Source organism: Erythrobacter crassostreae (genome assembly GCF_019204045.1).
GTDB classification, from domain to species: domain Bacteria; phylum Pseudomonadota; class Alphaproteobacteria; order Sphingomonadales; family Sphingomonadaceae; genus Erythrobacter; species Erythrobacter crassostreae.
In genome coordinates, this window is the sequence record NZ_JAGSPC010000001.1 from 2,131,555 (window position 1) to 2,156,961 (window position 25,407).

General features: G+C 54.8%; 18 protein-coding genes and 1 tRNA gene. 14 read left to right on the forward strand and 5 right to left on the reverse strand.

Features of this window, described 5'->3' with window-relative positions; translation table 11 throughout:
- Positions 1-59 precede the first annotated feature (59 nt).
- Entirely contained in the window at positions 60-953 is an 894-nt protein-coding gene (locus KCG46_RS10515) for an MBL fold metallo-hydrolase (protein WP_218405170.1), read from the forward strand.
- Here KCG46_RS10515 and KCG46_RS10520 read toward each other — a convergent pair whose 3' ends face one another.
- Complete coding sequence (locus KCG46_RS10520) at positions 954-3,272, reverse strand: patatin-like protein (protein ID WP_218405171.1); 2,319 nt, start codon at positions 3,270-3,272, stop codon at positions 954-956.
- A 71-nt stretch (positions 3,273-3,343) separates the two neighbouring features.
- Between KCG46_RS10520 and radA the strand changes: the two genes are divergently transcribed.
- From radA to rnr, 9 genes are all read left to right on the forward strand, one after another.
- Positions 3,344-4,711 carry a DNA repair protein RadA gene (gene radA / locus KCG46_RS10525; protein ID WP_218405172.1) on the forward strand — a complete coding sequence of 456 codons (1,368 nt, stop codon included), beginning with the start codon at positions 3,344-3,346 and terminating at the stop codon, positions 4,709-4,711.
- Positions 4,712-4,721: 10 nt separating this feature from the next.
- Positions 4,722-5,261 carry a CvpA family protein gene (locus KCG46_RS10530; RefSeq protein ID WP_218405173.1) on the forward strand — a complete coding sequence of 180 codons (540 nt, stop codon included), beginning with the start codon at positions 4,722-4,724 and terminating at the stop codon, positions 5,259-5,261.
- Between the two features lie 5 nt (positions 5,262-5,266).
- Complete coding sequence (locus tag KCG46_RS10535) at positions 5,267-5,704, forward strand: iron-sulfur cluster assembly scaffold protein (protein WP_218405174.1); 438 nt, start codon at positions 5,267-5,269, stop codon at positions 5,702-5,704.
- A gap of 55 nt (positions 5,705-5,759) precedes the next feature.
- A complete protein-coding gene (locus KCG46_RS10540; RefSeq protein WP_218405175.1) occupies positions 5,760-7,400 on the forward strand; it encodes an MFS transporter in 1,641 nt (546 codons plus the stop codon).
- Entirely contained in the window at positions 7,360-8,448 is a 1,089-nt protein-coding gene (alr, locus tag KCG46_RS10545; protein ID WP_255551865.1) for an alanine racemase, read from the forward strand. The genes KCG46_RS10540 and alr overlap by 41 nt, the downstream gene beginning before the upstream one ends.
- A gap of 64 nt (positions 8,449-8,512) precedes the next feature.
- A complete protein-coding gene (gene phaR / locus KCG46_RS10550; RefSeq protein WP_218405176.1) occupies positions 8,513-9,094 on the forward strand; it encodes a polyhydroxyalkanoate synthesis repressor PhaR in 582 nt (193 codons plus the stop codon).
- Positions 9,095-9,143: 49 nt separating this feature from the next.
- Positions 9,144-10,688: a proline--tRNA ligase gene (gene proS, locus KCG46_RS10555; protein WP_218405177.1), complete on the forward strand. Its 1,545-nt coding sequence runs from the start codon at positions 9,144-9,146 to the stop codon at positions 10,686-10,688.
- A gap of 62 nt (positions 10,689-10,750) precedes the next feature.
- Complete coding sequence (locus KCG46_RS10560) at positions 10,751-12,214, forward strand: M28 family peptidase (protein ID WP_218405178.1); 1,464 nt, start codon at positions 10,751-10,753, stop codon at positions 12,212-12,214.
- Between the two features lie 23 nt (positions 12,215-12,237).
- Positions 12,238-14,532: a ribonuclease R gene (gene rnr, locus KCG46_RS10565; protein WP_218405179.1), complete on the forward strand. Its 2,295-nt coding sequence runs from the start codon at positions 12,238-12,240 to the stop codon at positions 14,530-14,532.
- Between the two features lie 9 nt (positions 14,533-14,541).
- Here rnr and KCG46_RS10570 read toward each other — a convergent pair whose 3' ends face one another.
- A complete protein-coding gene (locus KCG46_RS10570) occupies positions 14,542-14,994 on the reverse strand; it encodes a universal stress protein (RefSeq protein ID WP_218405180.1) in 453 nt (150 codons plus the stop codon).
- A 115-nt stretch (positions 14,995-15,109) separates the two neighbouring features.
- On the opposite strand from KCG46_RS10570, the gene KCG46_RS10575 reads away from it, so the two are divergent.
- The 4 genes from KCG46_RS10575 (at position 15,110) to lpdA (ending at position 19,083) form a co-directional block, all read left to right on the forward strand.
- Positions 15,110-16,396: a pyruvate dehydrogenase complex dihydrolipoamide acetyltransferase gene (locus tag KCG46_RS10575; RefSeq protein WP_218405181.1), complete on the forward strand. Its 1,287-nt coding sequence runs from the start codon at positions 15,110-15,112 to the stop codon at positions 16,394-16,396.
- 619 nt (positions 16,397-17,015) lie between these two features.
- Positions 17,016-17,288, forward strand: a complete 273-nt coding sequence (locus tag KCG46_RS10580; protein ID WP_218405182.1) for a hypothetical protein — start codon at positions 17,016-17,018, stop codon at positions 17,286-17,288.
- A 4-nt stretch (positions 17,289-17,292) separates the two neighbouring features.
- Positions 17,293-17,667: an acyl-CoA thioesterase gene (locus tag KCG46_RS10585; RefSeq protein ID WP_255551866.1), complete on the forward strand. Its 375-nt coding sequence runs from the start codon at positions 17,293-17,295 to the stop codon at positions 17,665-17,667.
- A gap of 3 nt (positions 17,668-17,670) precedes the next feature.
- Positions 17,671-19,083 (forward strand): dihydrolipoyl dehydrogenase, encoded by a 1,413-nt coding sequence (gene lpdA, locus KCG46_RS10590; protein WP_218405183.1) that lies wholly within the window; start codon positions 17,671-17,673, stop codon positions 19,081-19,083.
- Positions 19,084-19,120: 37 nt separating this feature from the next.
- On the opposite strand, the gene KCG46_RS10595 is transcribed toward lpdA, so the two are convergent.
- The 3 genes from KCG46_RS10595 to KCG46_RS10605 all read right to left on the reverse strand — a co-directional run bounded on the left by KCG46_RS10595 (position 19,121) and on the right by KCG46_RS10605 (position 25,407).
- The gene (locus KCG46_RS10595; protein ID WP_218405184.1) at positions 19,121-21,712 is read right to left on the reverse strand and encodes an EAL domain-containing protein; all 2,592 of its coding nucleotides are present in this window, start codon (positions 21,710-21,712) and stop codon (positions 19,121-19,123) included.
- Positions 21,713-21,792: 80 nt separating this feature from the next.
- On the reverse strand, positions 21,793-24,969 hold the full coding sequence (locus KCG46_RS10600) for a S8 family peptidase (RefSeq protein ID WP_218405185.1): 3,177 nt from the start codon (positions 24,967-24,969) through the stop codon (positions 21,793-21,795).
- A gap of 348 nt (positions 24,970-25,317) precedes the next feature.
- Positions 25,318-25,407, reverse strand: a tRNA-Ser gene (locus KCG46_RS10605).

Genomic DNA, 25,407 nt, shown 5'->3' on the forward strand with positions numbered 1-25,407 from the left:
GTGCGCTCGACAGCATTGTGATCACGCTCTAGGCAGTATGCCGAACAGGAGACACTGCCATGAACCGCCTCGCCAAACTGACCTTCACCGCTGCGGCTGCCCTTGCTTTGACAAGCCCAACGATTGCGCAGCGCAATTTTGACGATGTCGAAATCAAGACAGAGGAAATTGCGCCCGGAGTTGCGGTGTTGTTTGGCGCGGGCGGCAATATCGGGCTTAGCTACGGCGAAGACGCTACTGTCTTGATCGACGATCAGTTTGCTCCACTGTCTGGCAAGATCGAGGCTGCGGTCGAGGCATTGGGTGCACAACCGGTGAAGTATGTGGTCAACACCCACTGGCATGGCGATCACACGGGTGGAAACGAGCACTTCGGTAAGACAGGCGCGACGATCTTTGCGCATGACAATGTTCGCGTTCGTATGTCGACGGATCAGCAGCGCGGAACTCGAGTGACACCTGCATCACCAAAAGAAGCTTTGCCCGTCGTGACTTACGGCCAAGGCATGCGCTTCCACTTGAACGGCGACACCATCAATTTGATGTTTCTGGGTGGCGGTCACACCGATGGTGACAGTGTTGTGATCTGGGAAGAAAAGAATGTCGTCCATATGGGCGATTTGTACTTCAAAATTCCGGGCTACCCTTTTATCGATGTTGATTCTGGCGGCGATGTCTATGCCGCGATGCAGTCGCTCGATTTGGTCATTGCGATGATTGATGATGAGACGAAGGTGATCCCCGGCCACGGTCCAATGTCGACGAAGTCTGAATTGGTCGCCTATCGCGCGATGATTGTTGAAGCTGTGACGCGCGTGGAAGCATTGAATAGCGAAGCCAAGAGCCTTGAAGAAGCTATCGCGGCAAATCCGCTGGCTGATTTTGATAGAGGCGAAGGCTTCATCAGCGAAGATGCGTTTGTGACTGCCATTTGGCGCAGCATCGAAGGCTGATTATCCGAACCGGTCGATAATTTCGCCCCGGATCGTTTCCAACAACTTGTGACGGCAACGGCCTGCCTCGCGTTCCTCGTCAATAATGGCGAGGAATGCTGCGCGTTTGTAATGCCGCACAGTCGTTTCAGGCAGGCCACCTTCTACTGTCGACGTAACAAAGTCGATCATCCGCTCCGCTCCGTGCAGCCGGCCCCAGACATAGTCATTCTCACGATATGCGCGGCTAAAAAAGGCGCCGAAGTTGTAGAATTCGATCCCGCGCAATGTTGCCTGCGTCCCGCCTTCGCGGATTGAGCGTGCATCATCGGGGCTGATCCGATCAATTTTGACTGGATTGTATTCAGCCAATCGATCGCTTTGGACCAAAGGCAATGTTGCTACATCGTAAAACGGGAAACCAAGATAGGTCAAAAGCATGCGGCGCTTTAGGTTCTTCGGCATTGCGTCCAGCGCCTCGGCGAACATTCGTTCAGCCTCAAGGTCGGATTCAGGCAATAGCCGTGTTCGCTCAAGGTAATCGAGGACAGCTCCCGGATTCTCCACGCACTCGCGTGCAAGCTTGCAGAATTCGTCGCTCGAAACTGCGCTTTCATCGGCTTTGTTATAGAGGGCAAGGATCTCATATATTTTGCCTCGAGCCAGATCGAGTGCATCATCTGATATCTCGGGATCCGTTTCCCAGTCGCGTGATAGCCGTCGCGCGAGCAGTTGCAGCCTTCTGATCCGGAACCCGATATCGTGCGCTCGGAAGAATGCGATTGCACGCTCGCTTGCTCCTCCGCCTTCTTCGGTGAGATGCTCAAGTCCGCGCTCCGCGAGCGCGCGGCGTAAGACTTCGGCAATCAGGCCGCTATCAGCAAGGGTCAGTTCCGGTGCTGCTGAAAGAGTTAGTTCGGCAAGCCGATCAATGATCGCTGTAAACTTCGTCTGAGCATAGGCCCCGAAAGCATAGCCTGCGCGTTCTGCGGCAGCTTGCTGCGCCTTTGCTCTCCAGTTTCCAAGGCGTTTTGGATTTGGACTGTCGAGAAAGAAGGTGAGGCCAAACAGTTTTTCAACCGCGCGGTCAATTTCCGGACGCAGGCCCATAACTATACGTTGCAGGCGCTCGGCATCCCGAGACTGTTTCTCAATCCTCTCCAGATCATCGCGGATGGGTTGCTCACGCGGGATGGTAGAAAGTGACCCGAGTATTGCACCGAAGAAGCCGACCGGCTGATCCGCTTTGTCACCGACTGATTGGCTGCGATCAGGGCGCGGTTCAATGTAGACAAAACGGCGATCAACTTCGCGCTGGGAACTGCGATTATTGAGCGCATTCAATGCGGCACCGAAGGGGGCGTTGACCAATACCGAGCCATCAATCAGCGCGACATTATCAATCGTTCCGTCGCGCACATGCATCGGCATCACGCGAGATAGAAAGCTCCCGCGCGACGCCCAATCGCGACCTTGTTCAGCCGCCAGCCGATCAATCTCATCAATCATCAGCGGCGGAAACGCTCCGGGAAAGCTCGCAGTTGCTCGTGCTGCAGTGACCAGCTCCAATGGATCAGCAAGCGCGCCGTCGTCGCCGTCTTTCACTATGGTGCGAAAACCGATTGGCATTCGATGCTCGGTTTCTTCGACAATCGCCGGAGAATTCAGACGAAGCATCTCCGCATGGCCGCGGAAGTCCGTTGCGGTGACAAAAAGATCGATGGGATGACCATTCGGAAGCAGCGACGGCCCAAGGTCGCTAGCAGCCATGCTGTCTAAGGCTTCGTAAAGCATTGACGAGAAGCGATCGCCGGAAAACGGAGGGTTGAACCATCGTCCGCGCACGAGACGTGAGACTTTTCGGCGAACTTCATCGCGGGTTTCGGGCGAAACACTTTCGCTCACGGCATTGCCGGGACGTTTCAGGAACCAATCTGCAATCGGCTGCGCCCAGATCTTTGCGTAGCGCCACATTGGTTCGGCATCGGGATCGGTCAACTCGCTTACATCGGCATTCTCGAGCCATAGGTCAGTCAACGGTTCGAGTGATTGGCCCGACTGTATCGCCTGTGCGAGGAAGACAGCGTTGATCCCGCCGGCGCTTGCTCCTGTAAGGATGTCGGGCAGGACGCGAAGTCTTAGACCGCAATCTTTCTCAATCGTTTGAAAGAGTTCGCGATAAACCCGCGCAACTCCTGTTAGATCGCCGCCGATGGGCGCGTGGAAGCAACGGCTCGCTCGCGCCAAATGCCAGATCTCTTTCGTAACGCCGTGCATATACACCGCGAGGGAGACCCCGCCGTAGCAAATGAGAGCTAACCGTAATTCCTTTTGCCGCATGACTTATTCTGTGGCGTGGATAGCGAGGCTTTGCAATTGCGTTCTGTAAATGTTCCGTTTATTGGCGGGGGATGGCGAAGAGCAAAAAACGGTATGTCTGCCAGTCCTGCGGCGCAGTTTCACCACGTTGGCAGGGCCAGTGTGCTGAATGTTCCGAGTGGAACACGCTTAACGAAGATGCGCCCGCAACGGTCTTTTCGCAAAAACATGACCTATCTCGCGGTGGGCGAGGTATCGAGTTTGTGCCGCTTAATCGCCCGACCGAACTGCCTGTTCGTAAATCGACCGGCCTTGCTGAGTTTGACCGTGCATTGGGCGGCGGTCTTGTTCCAGGTTCGGCTGTATTGATGGGCGGAGATCCCGGAATCGGTAAGTCCACTTTGCTGCTGCAAACGGCTGCGACAATCGCCAAGGGCGGGAATGATGTTGTATATGTCAGCGGTGAGGAGGCCGCTGGTCAGGTTCGATTGAGGGCAACACGTTTGGGTGTGGCCGATGCGCCGATCCGGCTCGCATCGGAAACATCGGTGCGAGATATTCTCACAACACTGGGCGAGGGTGAACCACCGGCATTGCTCGTGATCGATTCGATTCAGACGATGCACTCAGACACAATCGAAGGCGCGCCTGGCACGGTGAGCCAAGTCCGTGGCTGTGCGCTGGAACTGATCCGTTTCGCCAAGCAAAAAGGCACAGTTGTCGTCCTCGTCGGTCACGTCACCAAAGACGGCAATATAGCTGGACCGCGCGTGCTTGAGCATATGGTTGATGTTGTGATGAGCTTTGAAGGAGAGCGCAGCCACCAATATCGTATTTTGCGTGCTCTTAAGAACCGGTTTGGCGCAGTTGACGAAATTGGTGTGTTCTCGATGGTGAGTGAGGGGCTCGAAGAGGTCTCCAATCCTTCGATGCTGTTCCTTTCTGGTCGGGATCAACCATTGGCGGGCAGCGCTGTATTTCCTGCTCTAGAAGGCACACGTCCGGTGCTCGTTGAAATTCAGGCTTTGATCGTCCGGCTTCAATCCGGCGCTACACCGCGGCGCGCTGTTGTTGGATGGGACACCGGGCGCATGGCGATGTTGCTTGCAGTATTGGAGTCGCGATGCGGGCTGAATTTCAGTTCTGCAGAGGTCTATCTGAACATTGCGGGCGGATACCGCCTCGCAGACCCGGCCGCCGATCTTGCAGTTGCGGCGGCGTTGGTATCCGCTCTGGCGGACAAGCCTCTTCCCGACAAAGCTGCGTGGTTCGGAGAAGTCTCTTTATCAGGGGAAATTCGCCCGGTTTCCCATTCGGATTTGCGATTGCGAGAAGCTGCGAAATTGGGTTTCACTTCGGGTTTCGGCCCGTCCGATGCCAAGGTCGGGTCGGCCAAACTGAAATATCGCGGCTTGGGACAACTCGCCAACCTCGTTGACCAAGTGATGGGTACCGCATAAATCCTTTTTCATGACTTTGTTTGATGTGATCGTTCTGCTTTTCGTTGGCTTTGCCGCGATAGGCGGCTTCATGCGCGGTTTGGTGCAGGAAGTTCTCTCGCTTGCTGCCTGGATCTTGGCGGCTTTTGCGGTTTATTACCTGCACGATTTGCTGACCGAAGCGCTCAGAAGCGTCTACAATGCGGAACCTGCGACACCGTTGCTCGCGTTCGTACTGCTGTTGCTCATACCTTATGCATCAATGCGGATCATAGCCTCCAATGCTGGCGAGGCCTCCCGAAGTTCCATTCTTGGTCCGATCGACCGGCTACTGGGCTTTGGCTTCGGCGCGGTGAAAGGCGCGTTGATTGTAATATTCGCATTTTCGATTGTCGTGCTTGGGTTTGATACCGTTTGGGGCGCGAAAGGTCGCCCTGACTGGGTGACACAAGCCCGCACATATCCGGCTGCTGATGCGTTTTCACGTCAACTGGTTCAGATGATTTCAGCTAGGCGCTCGCGTTTAGAGGGGGAGGCGGAAGCTGAAGAGGCGGCCAATTCTGACGGATAGCCCTTATGCGTGAAGGATCTACGGCAAAGCTATATTCACCTGAGCTGCTTGCTCTTTCCGCAACGCTCGCCGATTTTCCGTTAAGTGATAACTTTGATGTCTATGCCGAAGCGCATTCGCGGACATGCGGAAGCAAAATCAAGATCGGTTTGAGCGTAACGGCGAGCCAGACTTTTCGCGTAGGTATGCAGGTATCAGCCTGCGCTGTCGGTCAAAGCTCTGCAGCTATCTTGGCGCAAGGGGTTGGTGCTGCGTCGATGGACGAGCTCGCAATTGCCCAACAGGAAATTGAGGCATGGCTAGCAGGAGCGGGCTCCCTGCCAGATTGGCCTGGCTTTGACGCGCTTGCACCCGCATTGCCCTATCCGGGGCGTCATGAAGCAATTCTATTGCCGTGGAGAGCCGTAACTGAGGCGCTTTCTTCTCCGCTTGCCACAGGCTAGTACCTTCTGACATTCGACCTGTTAGAGACGGGTGCAACCGGGGTAAGTGGGGATTATGGCAGAAGCACAAGCGCTTGCTGAGCGAGAACCGACAGACAAGGAAATCAAGCTGGTCATCGGCGCGTCGAGCGCTGGGACAATCTTTGAATGGTACGATTTCTTTATCTACGGAACGCTCGCCTACATCCTGAAAGATGCGTTCTACGACGTCGACAACGACACGCTCGGATTGCTGCTAGTCTGGTCGACTTTCGCAGTCGGCTTTGCCTTCCGTCCGATTGGTGCGATTTTGTTCGGCTTCCTTGGTGATAGGTTGGGGAGGAAGTACACGTTCCTCGTGACTGTAACACTGATGGGCATCGCCACAGCCGGAGTCGGTTTGATCCCGACGGTCGATCAAATCGGTGTGATCGCGCCGATGATCGTAATCTTCCTTCGTGTGCTTCAAGGCCTTGCGCTTGGCGGGGAATATGGCGGCGCAGCAATCTATGTCGCTGAGCACGCTCCACCTGAGAAACGCGGGTTTTACACCAGCTTCATTCAGGCGAGTGTCGTTGGCGGTTTCGTCTTGTCGATCATAGTTGTGCTGATTTGCCGGTTTGTAATCCCAGAAGAGGATTTTAATTCCTGGGGCTGGCGTGTTCCATTCCTCTTGTCGATCATCTTGCTGATTATTTCGCTTTGGATGCGTTTCAAATTGTCAGAAAGCCCGGTCTTCAAGGCGATGAAAGAAGCCGGCGAGACATCTGGCAACCCGTTCATCGAGAGCTTCACTTACCCGGGTAACAAGAAACGTATCTTCGTTGCGCTGTTTGGTGTGGCAGGTATCTTGACGACAATTTGGTACACAGCGTTCTTCTCCAGCCTGTCCTTTCTTAAAGGCGATATGCGGCTTGATGAGTTAACGGTGGAGATCATCCTGCTGATCGCGGGTCTACTTTCCATGGGACTCTATTTGATCGTTGGCCGATGGTCGGACCGCGTTGGCCGTAAAAAACCGATCATCATTGGTGCACTTGCGACGCTCGCGCTGCTGTTCCCGATTTTCTGGACTATGGGTAGCCTGGCCAACCCTGCTTTGGCAGAGGCTGCTGAGAAGAACCCCGTTGTCGTTACTGGCGCTGATTGCGTGACCGATCCGTTCGCGGATCTGTTTGATCGTGAGCAAAGCGCCTGCGGAAAAGTCTTGAGCAGCCTAACTTCAAGCGGTGTTTCTTACACTGTGATCGAGGGCGATACTTTAGGTGTGACAGTCGCTGGTAAAGTAGTTGAGATTGTCCCTGAGTGGCTTGAAAGCGGCAACGCAAGACGGGACGGTCTCCAAGCGGCGCTTACGCAATCAGGCTTTGATTTCACCCGTCAGATCCCGCCGATTGGCAATATCATTGGCATTATCGCAATGCTGCTTGCTCTGGGTGTGCTGTCCGCGCTGACTTATGGATCGGTCGCTGCGTTGCTGTCAGAGATGTTCCCGCCTCGGATAAGATACTCATCAATGTCGATCCCGTACCACATTGGCGCTGGCTATCTCGGTGGCTTTCTCCCGCTAATTTCGGGCATTATTGTCGCTAGCACCGGCAACGTTTATTCTGGGCTGTGGTACACTTGGGTGGTCGTCGCCATAGGCGTGGTAATCGCGTGGTGGGGGCTCCCAGATGGCCCGCCAACAGACTTCTCAGATGACGTCCAAGGATAACATCGCACCAATCGCGCCGCCGCCAACGCACCGGCTGAAAGTCGACAAGGATGCTCTTGCGAACAATTGGAAGGCGCTTGATGCACTTTCCGGTTCGGCGTCGACAGGTGCGGCGGTAAAGGCTGATTGCTACGGATTGGGCACTGACGTTTGTGTGCCAACCCTTCGCAATGCTGGTGCGGCAATGTTCTTTGTCGCGCATTGGAGCGAGGTTCTGGCGCTTTTGCCGCATGTCGAACCAGTCCAGATCGCGGTCTTACATGGACCAATGACCGCTGCCGACGTGGATTTCGCTCTCGCGAGCGGTGTCAGGCCGGTCATCAATTCGTTGCAGCAGGCGCAGCGATGGGCCGAGAAGGGCGGAGGCCCATGCCACCTAATGATCGATACAGGGATCAATAGGCTTGGCGTTGAACCGATCGAACTGTCGCATGGCGTGTTGCAGTCCCTAGATGTCGATTGCTTGATGTCACATCTGGCTTGTGCAGATGAAGACAATCCGATGAATGGAGAGCAACTCGCCATCTTCAGGGAAGCTGCAAACAAGATCGCTCACAGGCGGCTTAGCCTTTCCAACAGTGCAGGAATCGCCTTGGGCAAAGACTATGCTTTTGACCTGACTAGGCCGGGGATAGCTTTGTACGGAGGGGTTCCTCGCAACGAACTGGCAAGTTGCATCCGGCAAGTGGCGTACCTTGAAGCAGCGATCATTCAAGTTCGCAATCTCACCGCAGGTGACAGCGTAGGATACAATTCTGAGTTCACAGCTGACGGATCAATGCGGGTAGGCACAGTCTCTCTTGGTTATGCGGACGGATTTTTAAGAGCAAGAGGTCCCGGCTTTCGACTCATGCACTCCGGAAATGAGCTCCCGGTCTTGGGCAAGGTGTCGATGGATATGATAGTCGTTGACTTGGCCCAAACGCCTGAAGTTAGCGAGGGAGATTGGCTGAATGTGCCATTCTATTTGCCCGATGCTGCGCAGCAAAGCTCTGTTTCTCAATATGAATTGCTAACGGTTTTGGGTAAGCGATTGCGCAACTGCTAACGCGTTGTTGCACCGCACATTGTGCAAGTGCTAAGGCGATGACGCAATAAATTCAGAGGTCGAAATGGCACGCAAATCAAAAGCCGCAGACATGAATGCTGGCGACAGCATTATCATAAAAAAGTACGCCAACCGGCGGCTCTACAACACCAGTTCGTCCAGCTATATTACGCTTGATGACTTGGCGAAAATGGTGCGTGAAAATGTTGATTTTCAGGTTCTTGATGCCAAGTCCGGTGATGACATCACGCATTCGATACTGACCCAGATCATCATGGATGAAGAATCAAATGGCGGGAAAATGCTGCCTGTCAGTTTCTTGCGCCAATTGATCGGGATGTATGGCAATTCCATGCAGAATTTGATGCCGTCTTATCTTGAGGCGAGCATGACGAATTTTCGGGAGAACCAATCGAAGATTCGTGACGCGTTTGAAAAAGGCATGTCTGCAAATCCGCTCGCTGCAATTCATGAAACGAACATGGCTTTGATGCGGGCTGCGGCCGAAACACTGATCCCGGGTGCCAAGAAAGACGCTCCCGCAAGGCGTTCACCGCCCGAAACTCCGGACAACTCCGATACAGAGATCGCTGCTCTGCGTGAACAGATGGCTGCAATGCAAAAGAAGCTGGACGAGCTAGGCTAACAGCCGCAAGCGTCTATCCGAGTAATTTTAAGCAGGAAAAGCACAGAACGTGTCCAACATTCGCCACGCCTTAACCGTGAAGCGCGAAGACGATTTCGCGAAATGGTATCAAGAAGTTATCAGCGCCGCTGACATGGCCGAGGAATCGGGTGTTCGTGGCTGTATGGTGTTCAAGCCGTGGGGCTACGGAATCTGGGAGCGTGTTCAGCGCCTAATGGATGACCGGATCAAAGAAGCCGGCGTCCAAAACTGCTATTTCCCGCTGTTCATTCCGCTTGCGAACTTTGAGCGCGAAGCCAGTCATGTGGACGGTTTCGCCAAAGAGATGGCTGTCGTTACGCATCATCGCTTGATTGCAGATGGTAAGGGTGGGCTGATCCCTGATCCCGAGGCCAAGTTGGAAGAGCCGTTGGTGGTCCGTCCCACGTCAGAAACGATCATTGGTGATGCAATGGCGCGTTGGACACAGTCTTGGCGCGACCTTCCGCTGATGATTAACCAGTGGGCAAACGTTGTTCGCTGGGAAATGCGGACGCGCATGTTCCTGCGCACGAGCGAGTTTCTCTGGCAGGAAGGGCATACAGCCCATGCTGACAAGCAAGAAGCATTGGAGGAAACTCATCGTGCCCTCGAAATGTACCGCGCCTGTGTTGAAGAAGATTTGGCCCTGCCAGTGATCGCAGGCGAGAAGCCAGAGAACGAACGCTTCCCCGGAGCGGATGAAACGTGGTCCATCGAAGCGATGATGCAGGATGGCAAAGCTTTGCAAGCTGGCACGTCGCATTACCTGGGCACCAACTTCGCCAAGGCCGCTGGTATCCAGTATCAGGACCGCGAGGGCACCCAAAAATTTTGTCATACGACCAGTTGGGGCACATCAACCCGCATGATCGGCGGCGTAATTATGACGCATGGTGATGACGATGGCTTGCGCGTGCCGCCGCGGATCGCGCCTTTCCAAGTCGTAATTCTGCCAATGCTGCGTGATAAGCCCGAAGATGAGGCGACGCTGGCCTATTGCGAACAAGTTCGCGCAGGTATCGCGGCGCAGTTTTCCTTGGGCGAGAAAGTGCGTGTACTGCTGGACAAAACACCGGGCAAAGCTTCGGCAAAGCGGTGGGACTGGGTGCGTAAGGGCGCGCCGGTTGTGATCGAGATTGGATCACGCGATATGGAGAATGGCAAAGTTGCCGCGATCCGGCGCGATAAGCTGTGGAACCCTGAAACAGGGAAGCTCGCGAACTCGTTCCCTCAACGCGATGAATTTATCTCGGGGATCAGCGACTTGCTCGAAGACATTCAAAACAGTCTTTACACCGAAGCGCGTGATCGCCGTGATGCTAACATCACGCGCGGCGTGACTGAATGGAGCGAGGTGACCGAGTTCTACAAATCCAACGGTAAGTATCCCGGTTGGATCGAGGTTCAGTGGTCCAAGCCATCGGGCGCCGTGTTGGAAAAGGTTGTTGAGCAGTTGAAGGAAGAAAAGCTGACCATCCGAAACGTACCGCGTGATGGTGATGATGCCGATGGCACATGCATCTTTACCGGAGAGCCAGCAGTTGAGCGAATTCTGATCGCGCGGGCTTACTAGGCGACGGGAACTGATCGCCGCGCAGACTTGTTATTCTTGCTCTATCAAGCAAGAAGGTCCGCATGATCAAACGTCTCGCTCTCACTGCCGCTATTCTTTCCGCTCCGCTAGCTGCGGATGACCACAAACGGTCGAACTCTGACGATGTTTTGGCCGAGCAGGTTTCTGAAGAGAGACTACGCGCGGATATGGATAAGATCGTGTCTTTCGGCACGCGCCATACATTGTCGTCCCAAACTGATCCGAAGCGCGGTATCGGTGCGGCGGTAAACTGGGCTTTGGACGAGTTCCGACGGATCGGAGCTACGTGTGACGATTGCTTTGAAGTTATGTCGGTAGAGCGTGTTATTGACGCGGACGGTCGCCGTATTCCTCAGCCGACACTGGTTCGCAATGCTGTAGCGATCCAGCGCGGGACGAAGCGCCCAAACGAGGTCATTATTGTTCAAGGACACTATGACAGCCGTGTGACCGATCCCCTGAACGGAACTGACGATGCGCCCGGCGCGAATGACGATGGATCGGGCAGCGTGATGATCCTTGAGGCGTCCCGCATTCTGTCTCAACAAGAATATCCCTCGACGATCATTTATGCGCTTTTAACCGGTGAAGAGCAGGGGCTCTACGGTGCGCGTATCCTTGCCGATTGGGTGGAAGAGCAGGGCATGACGGTGAAGGCGGTGCTGAACAACGATATGATCGGCAATTCGTGCGGGTCTGACGGTTTTTGTGATGCCAAAAACGTTCGAGTTTTCTCCGAAGGTCTCCGCGCGGATTCGACCGAAAGGCTGCGCGCACGCCAACGCCGGTTCGGTGGTGAAAATGATTCGCCCGGACGCAATCTTTCGCGGTGGCTTGATAATCTCGCTGACGAGAATCCCGATGGGATGCAGGTCCGCCAGATTTGGCGGACAGATCGAATGGGCCGCGGCGGCGATCAAATTCCGTTCCTCGATAAAGGTTATCCCGCGGTGCGCATCACCGTTTCGGTAGAGGATTACGATCACCAGCATCAGGACCTTCGAGTTGAAGATGGCGTGACCTACGGCGACACGGTGGACGAACTGGATTTCGACTATTTAACGCGTGCGTCCCGACTGAATGTTCGGGCGCTACACAAACTGGCAATGTCGCCGATGCCGCCCAAGCTCGACGCAGATGCGGTCGTTAAAACCTATACCGAATTGTCTTGGGATCGGATCGAAGGCGCCGAAACATACCGTATTTTCATGCGCTCAACTGATGCGAGTTATTGGCCGAAGGAAAGCGCCGTTTCTGTGAGCCATATTCCGGCGAGCGGAGTAGGCGAAGATCACACTTACAGCATTGATGGGGACGTCACCTTTGATCAGGTCGACATGCGTATTCAAGACGAAAAGTTCATCGTGAAATTGGCTGGTGTACGCGGGGATGACTGGTTCTTCGGAATATCAGCTTGCAACGGCGAATATTGTTCGGCCGTTTCCACCGCTGTTCCTGGCGGAGCATTCGAGCCAGTGGCCCAGCCCGAAGGTGACAGCGAGTAAGCACTCGTCCATAGGCCTTCACTATGGCCAAACGACAAATGAACCGTCCTGCCGGGATGCCTTCCCGCGAGCAGATCCTCGAATTTATTCAGTCCTCAGACAAACCAGCAGGCAAGCGCGAAATCGCGAAAGCCTTTGGCCTGAAGGGGCAAGAGAAAATCGGCCTCAAGAAACTACTCAAGGATATGGCCGAAGAAGGGCTGATCGATGGGAAGAAGACCGCATTCCACATGATGGGCGGAGTGCCAAAGGTTACGGTCCTTCGTATCGTTGCGATCGAAGATGGAGAGCCGGTTGCTGAGCCGGACAACTGGTCTCCTGATGCCCCTGGAAAACCGCCTCGTATTGTTGTGAAAGAAATGAAGGGGCGCGGCGGCAAACGCGCGCCAGCTCTCAAACGCGGCGACCGCGTTCTCGCTCGTACAGAGGAAGCGGATAGCGGATGGGTCGCGTATCCGATGAAAAAACTTCCCGCTCGGACCGAGGGGATGATGGGTGTTGTCGAGATTGATGGTGGCGGCAAAGCATGGCTTGCTCCGGTCGACAAACGGATCCGGCAGTCCGCTCCAATCAAGGATGTTGGAGAAGCTGAAGCGGGCCAACTGGTAATCGCAGAGCCGATTGGCCGCAGTGATCGTGCTGGTGTGAAGGTTATTGAAGTCATCGGCGATCCTCTCGCCCCGAAAAGTTTCAGCCTGATCGCTATCGCGAAGCACGGCATTCCTCACGTCTTTCCTGAAGGTGTACATGCTGAGGCAGAGCGGGCCGCTCAACTAAGGTTGTCCGAAGAAAAGCGTGAAGATCTGAGGCATTTGCCGATCGTCGCGATCGACCCGGCAGATGCGCGAGATCACGATGACGCAATCTGGGCAGAGCCAGACGGGCAGGGCGGTTTCAACGCGCTCGTCGCGATTGCCGATGTCTCGTTCTATGTGCGTCCGGGCAGTGCGCTTGATAAGGAAGCGCGCAAACGTGGCAATTCAGTCTATTTCCCCGACCGTGTCGTGCCGATGCTGCCGGAAATCCTTTCGGCCGATGTCTGTTCGTTGCGCGAGGATGAAGACCGCGCCGCGATGGCTTGCCATCTGCATATTTGCGATAAGGGCAAGATCACAGATTTTCGCTTCACAAGAGCGATAGTCCGGATCCATCACAACATTCCGTATGAAGACGCGCAGGCGGCAGTTGATGGTGGAAACCCGCCAGAGTATCTCACAAATTTATGGAATGCATGGCACGCCTTGGCCGATGCGCGCGCAAACCGGGAACCGCTTGATCTTGATTTGCCCGAGCGCCGTGTGCTTTTGAATGACCGGGGTCAGATTGAAGAAATAGCGGTTCGAGAACGGCTAGATGCTCACCGCGTCGTCGAAGATTTCATGATTGCGGCCAACGTCGCTGCGGCGAAAGCGTTGGAGGCGAAGACAGCGCCGGTCGTTTATCGCACACATGAGACCCCGAGCAGAGAAAAACTGATCGCGCTGCGCGACTATATGGACACTTTGGGCAAGAAGCTCGCTTTGGGTCAGGTGGTTAAGCCTTCGCTGTTCAACGCAATGCTCGCGGATGTCGAAGAAGAGTCCGAAAAAGCTCAGATTATGGAGGCGGTTCTGCGTAGCCAGATGCAGGCCTATTACGGCCCTTCAAATTCTGGTCACTTTGGTCTCGCGCTGGATTCATATGCGCACTTCACGTCGCCGATCCGTCGCTATGCCGATCTGTTGATCCACCGAGCGTTGGTTGATGCCTACAAATTGGAGCAGCCGAAACCGTCTGGCGATCTGCCAGATGTAAGCGGATTATCGGATAAAGACCGTGCCAGCCTTCAGGAGATTGCTGATCAGATTAGCCAGACTGAAAGGCGCGCAATGGAGGCGGAAAGGGACACAATTGACCGCTATGTCGCTGCGTGGCTTTCAGCGCGGGTTGGACAGATATTCGAAACGAGGATCACCGGCGTTCAAGGCTTTGGATTCTTCGCGACGATTGTCGGGCTGGGCGGAGATGGCTTGGTGCCGGTCTCTACGCTTGGCGGAGAATATTTCCGCCATGACGAGGCCGCACAAACTTTAGTGGGTGTGGATAGCGGAACGTCTTACGCACCGGGCGACCGGCTAAAGCTCAAACTGGCTGAGGCCAACTCTTTGACCGGCGCCCTCAAATTTGAACCGGTCGATGAAGAGGGCAATTCTCTCGAGCAGCGCGGCAAACGCTTTGACTATCAAAAGCGCGGCCGTGGAGGCCCGAAGAAGGGCAAATATCAGTCGGGTAAGCGAGGGCGGCCAGGAAACATCCGTCATCAAGGTCGGCGAAAATAGCTTCGCAATTCAAATGCCGTGATCGGCGTCCTTCTCGTCATAGTTGGATGGGATAATGTACAGCGGACAGGACAGTTGTCCCGCGTGACTTGAAAAATGCGTTACGAGTGGCCCAGGGGTGCCGCCTTCCGCGGCGCCCAAAATGAGCGCTGCCACTTCATCGTGTGATTCGAGGAACTCGCTCAAAATGCCTTGGCCGTTGCCAATTTTGACCGAGATTGTTGGCATTATTCCACTTTCTGCGAGCAAATTTCCGGCGACTCCATGCGCCAGCATTTCGGCCCGGTCACGCGCCTCTTGCTCAATCGTCGCCTGAACCGCGCCAAATGCACTGAAATTCTGTTGGGGCACCAATGCGAGAATATGCACCGCGCCATCGACCGCGACAGCCCGGCGTGCGGCGAAGCGCAGAGCAGCGCGCGCTTCTTCACTTTCATCAGTGACGACTAGGAATGTGCGCATTAAAGCCTCCTACAAAGGCTATCCAATCAAATGGTTTCGTATGCAAGGCCTTGTCCCGAGCCTGTGGATTCGCCAGAGAAGTTACGGAACTGCCAAACGAGGGATTGAATACTCCATGGCCATTGAAATCAAGATGCCTGCTTTGTCTCCAACGATGGAAGAGGGGACGCTCGCCAAATGGCTGGTGAAGGTCGGCGATACGATCCAATCCGGTGACATCATGGCCGAGATTGAAACCGACAAGGCAACGATGGAGTTCGAAGCGGTCGACGAAGGCGTACTTGCGGCAATCGCCGTTGAGGAAGGTTCCGAGAACGTACAGGTCGGCACCGTCATCGCAATGCTTGCAGAAGATGGTGAAGATGCGGGCGATGTCAGCGTGCCTTCGGGTGCGACTGCGCCTGCTCCAGAGGCCGCAGAAGAAGCCTCCGCACCGGAAGCGGCCTTAACACCGGCTCCAGCTCCAGCTCCAGCAACCACGCCGGCAAAACCCGCTGCCTCTGGCAGTTCCGGGGATCGCATCATTGCATCGCCTTTGGCCAAGCGTATCGCAGCGCAAAAAGGCGTAGAGCTTTCAGCAGTGAAAGGCTCTGGCCCGCGTGGCCGGATCGTCAAAGCAGATGTTGAAGGATTGGATGCCTCAACCGCTTCGGCGAAATCGAGCACACCCACGAAGGGAGCAGCTTCGACCCAAGCAGCGAATGACTATGATGCACCGTTTGAAGAGCAGAAGCTCAACAACGTGCGCAAAGTTATCGCGCGCCGCCTGACCGAGGCGAAGCAAGAAATCCCTCACATCTATCTAACGGTCGACGTGCGACTTGATCCGCTACTTGCGCTTCGCAAGCAGCTGAACTCTTCGCTGGAAGCCGACAACGTTAAGCTTTCGGTCAACGATCTAATCATCAAAGCGCTGGCGAGAGCCCTTCAGCGCGAGCCGCAGTGCAATGTCAGCTTCCAAGGCGATGTGATGCATCAATACACACGCGAAGACGTGTCGGTTGCAGTTGCTGCTCCAACAGGGCTTATCACGCCGATTATACGCGATGCTGGGCGAAAGGGCCTCGCAGAGATTTCGACAGAAATGAAAGAGCTCGCTGGTAAGGCCCGCGACGGTAAACTGCAGCCACACGAATATCAGGGTGGCACGGTTTCGCTCTCAAATCTCGGTATGTTCGGAACCAAGCAATTTGATGCCGTGATCAACCCGCCGCAGGGTATGATTCTCGCAGTCGGTGCAGGCGAGCAGCGCCCCCATGTCGTCGATGGGGCGCTTCAAGTTGCCACCGTCATGAGCGTAACAGGCAGTTTCGATCACCGCGCAATCGACGGCGTTGATGGTGCTAAGCTGTTGGATCAATTCCGCAGTCTGATAGAGAATCCTATGGGCCTTGTCGTTTGACCATAGCAGAGTCACTCAAACTATTCAGCGTCGCCGCCGCGTGTGCGGCTCTGGCCGCGTGTGCACCGGACGACTATGATCGGGATGGTGTTTCCCCGACTGCGCGAGCAACATCAACCGGTACACCTACGCGTCCTGTCCAGATTGGTTTTGACGGTCCGCGCTTTGATGCGTGCGCCGGCTTTGGCCGGGTTACGAACCTGAATTCGCGCGGCGATAACTTTCTCTCAGTCCGAGCGGCGCCATCTGGAAACGCAGAGGAGATCGATCGGCTTGGACCTGGGCGGGGCATTTCTATGTGTCAGCAGGTTGGGAACTGGATTGGGGTTGTTTATGCACCGGCCAGTGAAGAGCCAATCGATTGCGGTGTCAGTTCACCGGTTTCATCAAAACGAGCATATCGGGGCCCCTGCAAATCCGGTTGGGTGAATGAGAACTTTGTCGAGCTGATCGCTGGGTAAAGGCCAGAGACGTGTTCGACCCTTTGATGACCTTCATTAGGATTTTTCTCATCGCATTTTGCGCGGGGCTGGCAGGTTGGGTCCCAGTCGGTCTTTATGGGATCGTATTAGAAGGTCAGGTATTTTCCGAAGGAAGCTCACAATTTGCCGCAATGCAAATGGCGTTTTTGGGTAGTTATGCGGTTGGATTTCCGATCGCATTGCTAGTCTATTTTCTCGCGGGGGAGCAGTTGGCGCGCTGGCCATCGACGATCTTCGTTATTGGCGTCCTATCAGCAGTTATGATCACGCTCGCCAGCTTTACGCTTGCAGATAGATATGCGGCACTTCTCTTTGGAGGCGGAAGCCTCTTTGCGGCGCTGACATATGCGACACTCGGGTGGTTTTGGGTGATTAAGCCCCAGCAGGAGGCGCTGCTTGCGAAAGCGTGATCCAATGATCCGCGTCACAGCGATGCCTGCTGATCTCAACCCTTATGGCGGGGTTTTTGGAGGCTGGTTGATGGCGCAAATGGCGCTTGGCGCGGGCTCGCTTGCCAGCGGGGTAGGGAGGGGCAAGGCGGTTGTCGTCCATGCAACTGACTTCACGTTTCCCGATACGATGAACATGGGCGATGAGCTTAGCGTGTATTGTGAAGTAATCGCGACGGGGAATACATCGCTTACAATTCAGGCCGAGGGCGTTGGACGGGACCGTGATGGTGAAGCAACTGTCACGGTGTCGAGTGGTACCTTCAAATTTGTCATGCTGGATGCGAATGATCGTCCGCGTGCAGTCAACTTAGAATCTGAATGCAAAAGGGATAATTGAATAATGTCAGCCAGTTATGATGTCGTAGTCCTTGGCTCCGGACCCGGCGGATATGTCGCCGCGATCCGCTGTGCGCAGCTGGGTTTGAAGACTGCGATTGTCGAGCGTGAAAAGTTGGGCGGGATTTGTCTAAACTGGGGCTGTATCCCGACCAAGGCTCTGCTCCGTTCTGCTGAGATCAAGCATTACATGGATCAGGCTGCTTCCTATGGCTTGAAAGTCGCTGGCACGATCGAAGCCGATCTTGATGCGATCGTGAAACGCAGCCGCGGCGTTGCCAAACAGCTTAATCAGGGGATCGGTCACCTGATGAAGAAGAACAAGATCACCGTCCATATGGGTGAAGGTACTTTGACAGGGCCGACATCACTGACGGTCAAGGGTGATAAGGGCGATGAAAAGTTGACGGCGAAGCACGTTATCGTCGCGACAGGAGCGCGTGCGCGTGACCTTCCGTTTGCTCCTGCGGATGGAAAACGTGTTTGGACATATCGCCATGCGATGGTGCCGCCGGAGATGCCTAGCAAATTGCTTGTTATTGGATCAGGCGCAATCGGCATCGAATTCGCGAGCTTCTACAACGACATGGGCGTTGATGTAACGGTTGTCGAAATGCTGGATAGGATTGTTCCGGTCGAGGACGCAGATGTGTCGACGTTCCTTGAAAAAAGCCTGACGAAACAGGGCATGAATATCATGACCGGTGCCGGCGTTGAGGATCTTAAGGTGACCGCGAAAGGCGTCACGGCAAAGATCAAAGACAAAGCTGGGAAGATCAGCACGACTGAATACAGCCATGTGATAGCTGCCATTGGTATCCAACCGAACACCGAGAATGTAGGGCTTGAAAAACTGGCGGAAATGGAACGCGGATTCATTCAAATTGATCCATTTGGCCGCACAAAGTCAAAAGGGCTTTGGGCAATCGGCGATTGCACACCCGGACCATGGTTGGCGCACAAGGCAAGCCACGAAGGCGTGACCTGTGCAGAGGCAATCGCGCAGGAATTGGGCAACAAAGATGTGCATCCGCACCCTCTGAACCGTGATGCGATCCCCGGCTGCACCTATTGCCATCCGCAGATTGCCAGCGTTGGCCTAACGGAGGCCAAGGCGAAGGAAGCGGGTTACGAGCTGAAGGTTGGCAATTTCCCGTTTATCGGAAACGGAAAAGCAATCGCTCTTGGTGAAGCAGAGGGCTTTATCAAGACTATCTTCGATGCGAAGACAGGTGAGCTATTGGGCGCACATATGATTGGTGCGGAAGTGACCGAGTTGATTCAGGGCTACACCGTCGGCAAAACGCTAGAAACTACCGAGGCCGAGCTTATGCAGACAGTGTTCCCGCATCCGACCTTGTCTGAAATGATGCACGAAAGTGTACTCGACGCATACGGGCGCGCTCTGCACTTTTAGTACTTTGTGATTTTTCGCTGGAAGATCGCAGGGTTGCCTAGGCGACCTTGCGGTCCTCTATTTCTGCCGCGCCATCCACCGTGCGTGCAACACTCTCGGTTGGCGCTCCGTAGAAATATCCTTGGAAGCATGTGCATCCAAGAGCCCGCATTGCGATCGCCTGTTCGTCTGCTTCAATGCCTTCGGCGGTCACAACCATGTCGAGTGATTGCGCGAGTGATACGATGGCGGTGACGATCGCCTGGCTTTTTAACGAGCCTGAGCTTGCTGCCTGCACAAAGTCGCGGTCGATTTTGATCATCGAGAATTGCATCTTCTCGATGTAGTTAAGCGAGGAATAGCCCCGGCCAAAATCATCCAGAGCGAACGAGACGCCAATGTCAGTCAGACTGCGTATCAACCCCTCTAGCTCTTCATCCATTTCAAGGACGATGCTCTCGGTGATTTCAAGCACCAGTCGTTCCGGCGCTAGGCCGCTTGCTGCAAGAGCTTCCACTACAGTGCCCAAGAAGCTGCGATTGTTCAGCTGTAACGCTGAGACATTGACGGTCAGTTTGACATCGTCGGACCAGTTCACTGCCTCGTGGCAGGCGGTACGCAACAGCCATTCGCCTAGCGGTCCGATAAGAAGTGCGTCTTCCGCAATAGGAATAAACACCTCTGGCGAAACCGCCCCGCGTTCCGGGTGGTTCCAACGCATCAACGCTTCCTGACAGACAACTGTTTTGCCATCATTGGCGACAATTGGTTGGAAAGAAACGGAAATTTCGCCCAGCTTCAATGCGTTTTTGAGATCGCGTTCAAGCAGAGCGCGCTCTTCCAATTGACCGCGCATGGCCTGACGGTAGCTGACATGCATACCGCGACCGCGGCCCTTCGCTTCATAAAGTGCGAGATCAGCGTTGGTCATCAAGATACTGGTCGACGAACCATCGCGGCCGATTTCAGCCATGCCGATAGAGGCTCCGACCGATACTTCTTTGTCGTCGGTGACAAACGTTTGTCCTACCCGCTCGATGATAGCAGTGGCAATTGCTGCAGCCTCGTCGAGCGTGCTGGGGTGGGGCAGGAACAGTCCGAACTCATCACCACCAAGGCGGCCAATAACCGCGCGCTCAGTAGCGGATTGGCGAAAACGCTGTGCGACCTCTGCTAGAAGCGCATCACCGATTGCATGACCAAACACATCATTGACCTGTTTAAACCGGTCAAGGTCGATCAACATCAATACGCCTTGATTACCGTCGCGCGCACATGCCGCCGTTTCTTCATCAAGAAGATGACGGAAATGATCGCGCGCGTATAGCCCGGTGAGGCTGTCATGTTGTGTCACATAGGTCAGCTTTTCGTTTGCGGTCTTAATCGCTTCGCGGTTGCGATTGACCGTTCGCAGGACTGCAAGAGCGATCAAGAACGCCAAAATGACAAGCGCAACGATTGCCGACAGCATCACGTTCTGGTTCTGCGCGGTCATCAGCTGCGCTTCATTCAGCTCTTTCTCAGCCGACAATTTCGAAATACGCAGTTCGCGGTTTTCCGCGTCAAAACGTGCACCGAGCAGTGCGTTGTTCGCTTGCGCAGATAGGTCACGTGCCTGACTATCGATCCTGTTGAATGCGGCGATATGTTGCGCTGCTAACCGGTAATCGCCGGTCTCCGAATAAATCCGGTAAGCAGTTTCATGGAAATCGCGGAAGTATGGCGACGTCTTCTCAAGATCCTGCCCTTCAAAAGCGCGCGCCATGTGAACTTGGGCCAGGGATGTCCGGCCGTCTTCATAAGCAATTTGCGATTTTACGCCGTGTAGGAATGGCATCCAATCCGCGGCATCCCGCTCAGCCAGGCGCATGCCTTGGTTCACGCTTTGCTCTGCGGCCGAAACCTGTCCGTTGAGAAACTGTGTCGAAGCAATATTGGTGAGAATTCGAGCTTCCAGCATGGCGCTGGACATAGTTCCGGCGAGACCTAGAGCCTGCTGAAATTCTTCCTCTGCCTCATCATAGCGTCCCAGCTCTTTAAGCGCGTTGCCGCGGTTATTGTGGGCAGAAAGAGAAAGAGAAGCGTCCTCTGGATAAACTGTCGTTGCTTCACGATAGTAACTCAGGACTCGTTCGTAATCTCGCGCGTCTGAATAGAGCGAGCCCATATTCTGAAGAACAATTGCCTGACTGCGCCCCTCTCCCAAAGCCTTGTAGCGATCGTGTGCTTTTTGAAAGCTCGACAAAGCTTCGCCGTAGTCGCTGTTTGCGGCTTGAAAGCCAGCCTGTGAGCGTAGCAAGTCAGCGTGAAGCTTGTCGTCAGGAGCAATACGAGCGACTTCTTCAAGAGCTTCTGAAATGATCTTTTGTGCTTCTGGCGCGCGATTGAGACGCATCAGCGCCTCGCCCTGCAGCCACTTTGCAGTCAGACGGGCGAGGGCGCTTTCCCTACCTTCGTCGCCAGCCTGCTTTTCCGCATCACGAGCCGCTTTTAGAGCAGCCGCTGAATTGCCCATCATCTGGGTCTTGGCCGCCGTGATACTCTCTTCATATGCGTCTGAAGCTGTTGCGTCCTGACCGAATGAAGCGACTGGTGTGACCGCCAGAAGGGCAGACGCAAGGATTGCGTATGTCTTCACATTCCTTTGCATCTCATTCCTCCTGTTAGCCGGGTTAGTCGATCAAATTGCCTTTGATCGTTGCCTATAACTGCAAGTCGTTTTCAAAGGGTTTAGAAACGCAGCCCGAAGTTGGCACCGAGCATGAAGCTTTCATCCTGGCCGATTTCACCAGCGCTGATGTAGCGACCGATAAGGCCCAGCTCTGACGTCTTCGTGACTGGTGTCGCATAGACGATTTCACCAGTGTAACGACGCTTGGTATCGATCCCGATGGTCTGCGTAACCAGACCGCGCTCTCCAGAAATACGGTCGATGACTTCTTCGCTGGTAAGCTCAAGCTCGCCGCGTTCAACAGTCAGAGGCTGACCGACAGATACACGAAGAATGTCCCGGTCGCCCATGACACCGCGCTTATTGACGGTGAACTGTCCTGCGGTGCTCATCACATCATTCGAGGTTGCTAGCAGCTGGCCACTGGCAGCCTTCGTCGCGCCGCCCGTTGCGGACAGATCGAACGAGAAGCCATTGCCGAGGTTCATGGTTGCAGAAACGGTCATCGCATTTGTGCGCGAACCTTCACCCAAGAACGCATCGACCGTGGTCTGCGCGCCGAGCACTGCATCGTCTTCACGCAGATAGGTGTATTGTGCGTTTACTGAGAGGTTCTTTGTGACCTTCTGTTCAACACCAATAGTCAGCGCTTCTGCATCACGGGCGCCAAGTTGGCGCTGGACGTTGCGTTCGATTTCCGAAACGCCATCCAGATCGCGCCAGTCTTGGCGGTTCTGCGTGTAACCAACGCTGAGCGTGGTTGCTTTAGCCGGTGCGTAGGTTGCGCCGGCAAAAACTTCACCGGATGCGAAGCCAAGGACGGGGTTTACGCCACCAGTGTCCTGATCATGATCGCTCATGATGCCAAAGTTCTTGCCTGCCAGTGCCAGTGCACCTTGACCGTGGCCCAGGGTGAAAGACATATTGCCAGCAGGATTGTTCAATGTTGCGGCGTTGTGGACAGGGCGCGCTGCGCCATCTTCCATGAAGCGGGGTGCGATTGCGTCGACGCGCATTGACCATTGGCCATTGGCTTGCGTCGTGTTCGAACGAACCTGATTGATACCGTGCTGACCGTCACCATCGGTGTCGGTGCCGCCGGAAAGCAGCCAGTTGGCAAAGCGGTCAGACACAAAGTCCTGCATCCGCTGCCAGCCATGGCCCAACACATCTGTCGATGTGCCGTACGTGAAGGACGACATCGGGATCGTGAAGTCACGATATGTGTTCCCGACATTTTCGAATGCGGTAAGGAATACGCCCTCGGTTTCCCACCATGAAGGGACGCCGGAAGCAAGCAGGTCGCTGGCCATCAGTTTAACTGGGGCGTTAAAGATGCCACCGCGGTTCAAGTTGATTTCGAGATTGTTGAAATCAAGTGGTGATTGCGAAGCCGCGACGTCAAGCAGACCCCAGCCATAAACTTCGTCTGGTCCCGGTGCACCCAGATCCTGAGCCGAGCGGAAGATGATTTCCGCTGTTTCTTCAGGGTTACGGGCAAGCCACTGCCAGCGGTCATGCAAAAGCGTGATCGCGCCGGAAACGAGTGGCGCAGCGAACGATGTTCCCGAGTGACGCGTTACGCCGCCCTGACCGTCAGAAACGAGGATCAGGGAGCCTGGAGCAACGACTGTACGCAGATACAGTTCATTACCAGCCTCGCAGACGCCTCCGTTCAGCAAGCATGCGCTGCCCGGACGGTTTGAGAAGTTTGAAACTTGGCCAGATGGATCAACTGAACCAACAAGAATGAAGGTTGTGTCGAACGCATAATTCCAGTCGATATCGGCTGTCTGCGCGACACCTTCATTACCCGCAGCAATCACGTAAGTGGTTTCGTGGTTATAGCGAGCGATTGTCGGGCTATTCAGAACGTCGGCCATGCCTTGCGCCAGTGCCCAACCGCTTTCGCCAAGCGACAGGTTTACAACGCTGACATAACCGGTTTCGTTGCCGCCGACATAAGCGAACAGGAGCTCATTGATACCGCGTTCAACGTCTGCCCAGGAAGTGGTGCCATTCGGGTTGAACGGGTTGTAAGTCGCGATCTTGGCTTCAGGAGCAATGCCCATGATGCCTTCGCCATCGTGCGCACCGGCAATCAGGCTGGCAACGCCCGCACCGTGTCCGCCAACCGGATTATCGTAGCCGCCAGCCCAAGCGATGTTGTTGCCAAGATCGGCATCGTTCGAGAAGCTTCCGTCGATGATGCCGACAACAGCCTGACGGCCTTCGCCTTGAATCTGGGTGATCGAAGGGGTCCAGTTGATCTGGGCCATCCAATGATCGACCTGATCGAAACCGGAATACTGGTTCAGGCTATCATGCCAGTCGAGGAAGAATGCTGAGCGTTCCGCAGCTGATTTGGCCAATGTTGTCTTGGCCGCGCTGCTGTCGGTCAGGTCAAGTCCATGACGAGCGAGAATCTCAGCAACAAAGCCGTCGCGGAAATTCTTTCCGGTCTTGGTTTGATAGGCGGCGCCAAACTGCGCTTCTCCCTGAGCGATTAGGACTTCAAGCGAGCTCAGAATTCTGTTTGGTGTGCCGTCGTAATTGATACTGACCGCGCCGGTGCTGCTGGTCGTGTATTCCAGGTTCGACCACGTTTGCTCGGTAGCGCTGATTTGCGAACGCGAAGTTTGCCAGAAATCGCCGAAAGCGGCGAGATCGGATTTATCGAACGCATCGATATCACCATAGAACGCATCGATGTCGCCCCAGAACGCATCAATGTCACCGTAGAAGGGGCTGATGTCGCCCCAGAATGCGTCAATGTCGCCGTAGAAGGGGCTGATATCGCCCCAGAACGCGTCAATGTCGCCATAGAATGCAACGATGTCGCCCCAGAACGCATCGATGTCACCATAGCGGGCATCGATGCCGCGAGTTGTCACCACAGGCGCTGTCGAAGAGATCGGGCTGAATTCGAAGTCGTCTGGCTCACGCAAGGAAGGCAGTGTTACCAATCCTTCGCTTGGAACCGTTGGAAGCACCTCGCTTGCGGCCGCTACATCAGAAGTCTCGCTGTCGCCGCCCGCTGTCGAACGCGGAAGCTCAAGCACCTCAATCGAGATCGTGTCACCAGCACCTGTACTAAGAGGCACGGCGCCCGTCTCGATTGTGAGGAGCCCATCAGTAATCGGCAACACATAAGGCTGCGCCTCTTTCGCATTCGCCGAACTGGCAAGCGAAATGGCGACGGCTGCTGTCGCGGTGCTGATAGACAATGACTTCATGACTTCAATTTCCGTTTGTTGGGTGCGTTGGATGCACCGATCACGAAACGGATTTAGCGGATAAGGTCGTAGAGTTTCGTTGCCCGGGAAGGTTAAGATAGTAAGAATATTGAAGTTTTTGTTACCGCAAGATTAGGGGGCGGCACGGTGGCTCAATGGCAGTTGGCGGCGACTTACAAACCCTAATTTTGAGTAAATTGGGTGACGTCACGCTGTCCGTACTAACTCTTAATCGATTAGGGAATTGACCGGTCGGTACATCGCTATCCGGCATTTCGCATGCCGATTCGAATCGGGACGTTCTGACCAGGACCGCTGCAGGCGGAGATTATGAAAAAGGAGGATAGTTGGCGGACAGGGTGGGATTCGAACCCACGAAGGGCTTGCACCCTTGCCGGTTTTCAAGACCGGTGCATTCAACCGCTCTGCCACCTGTCC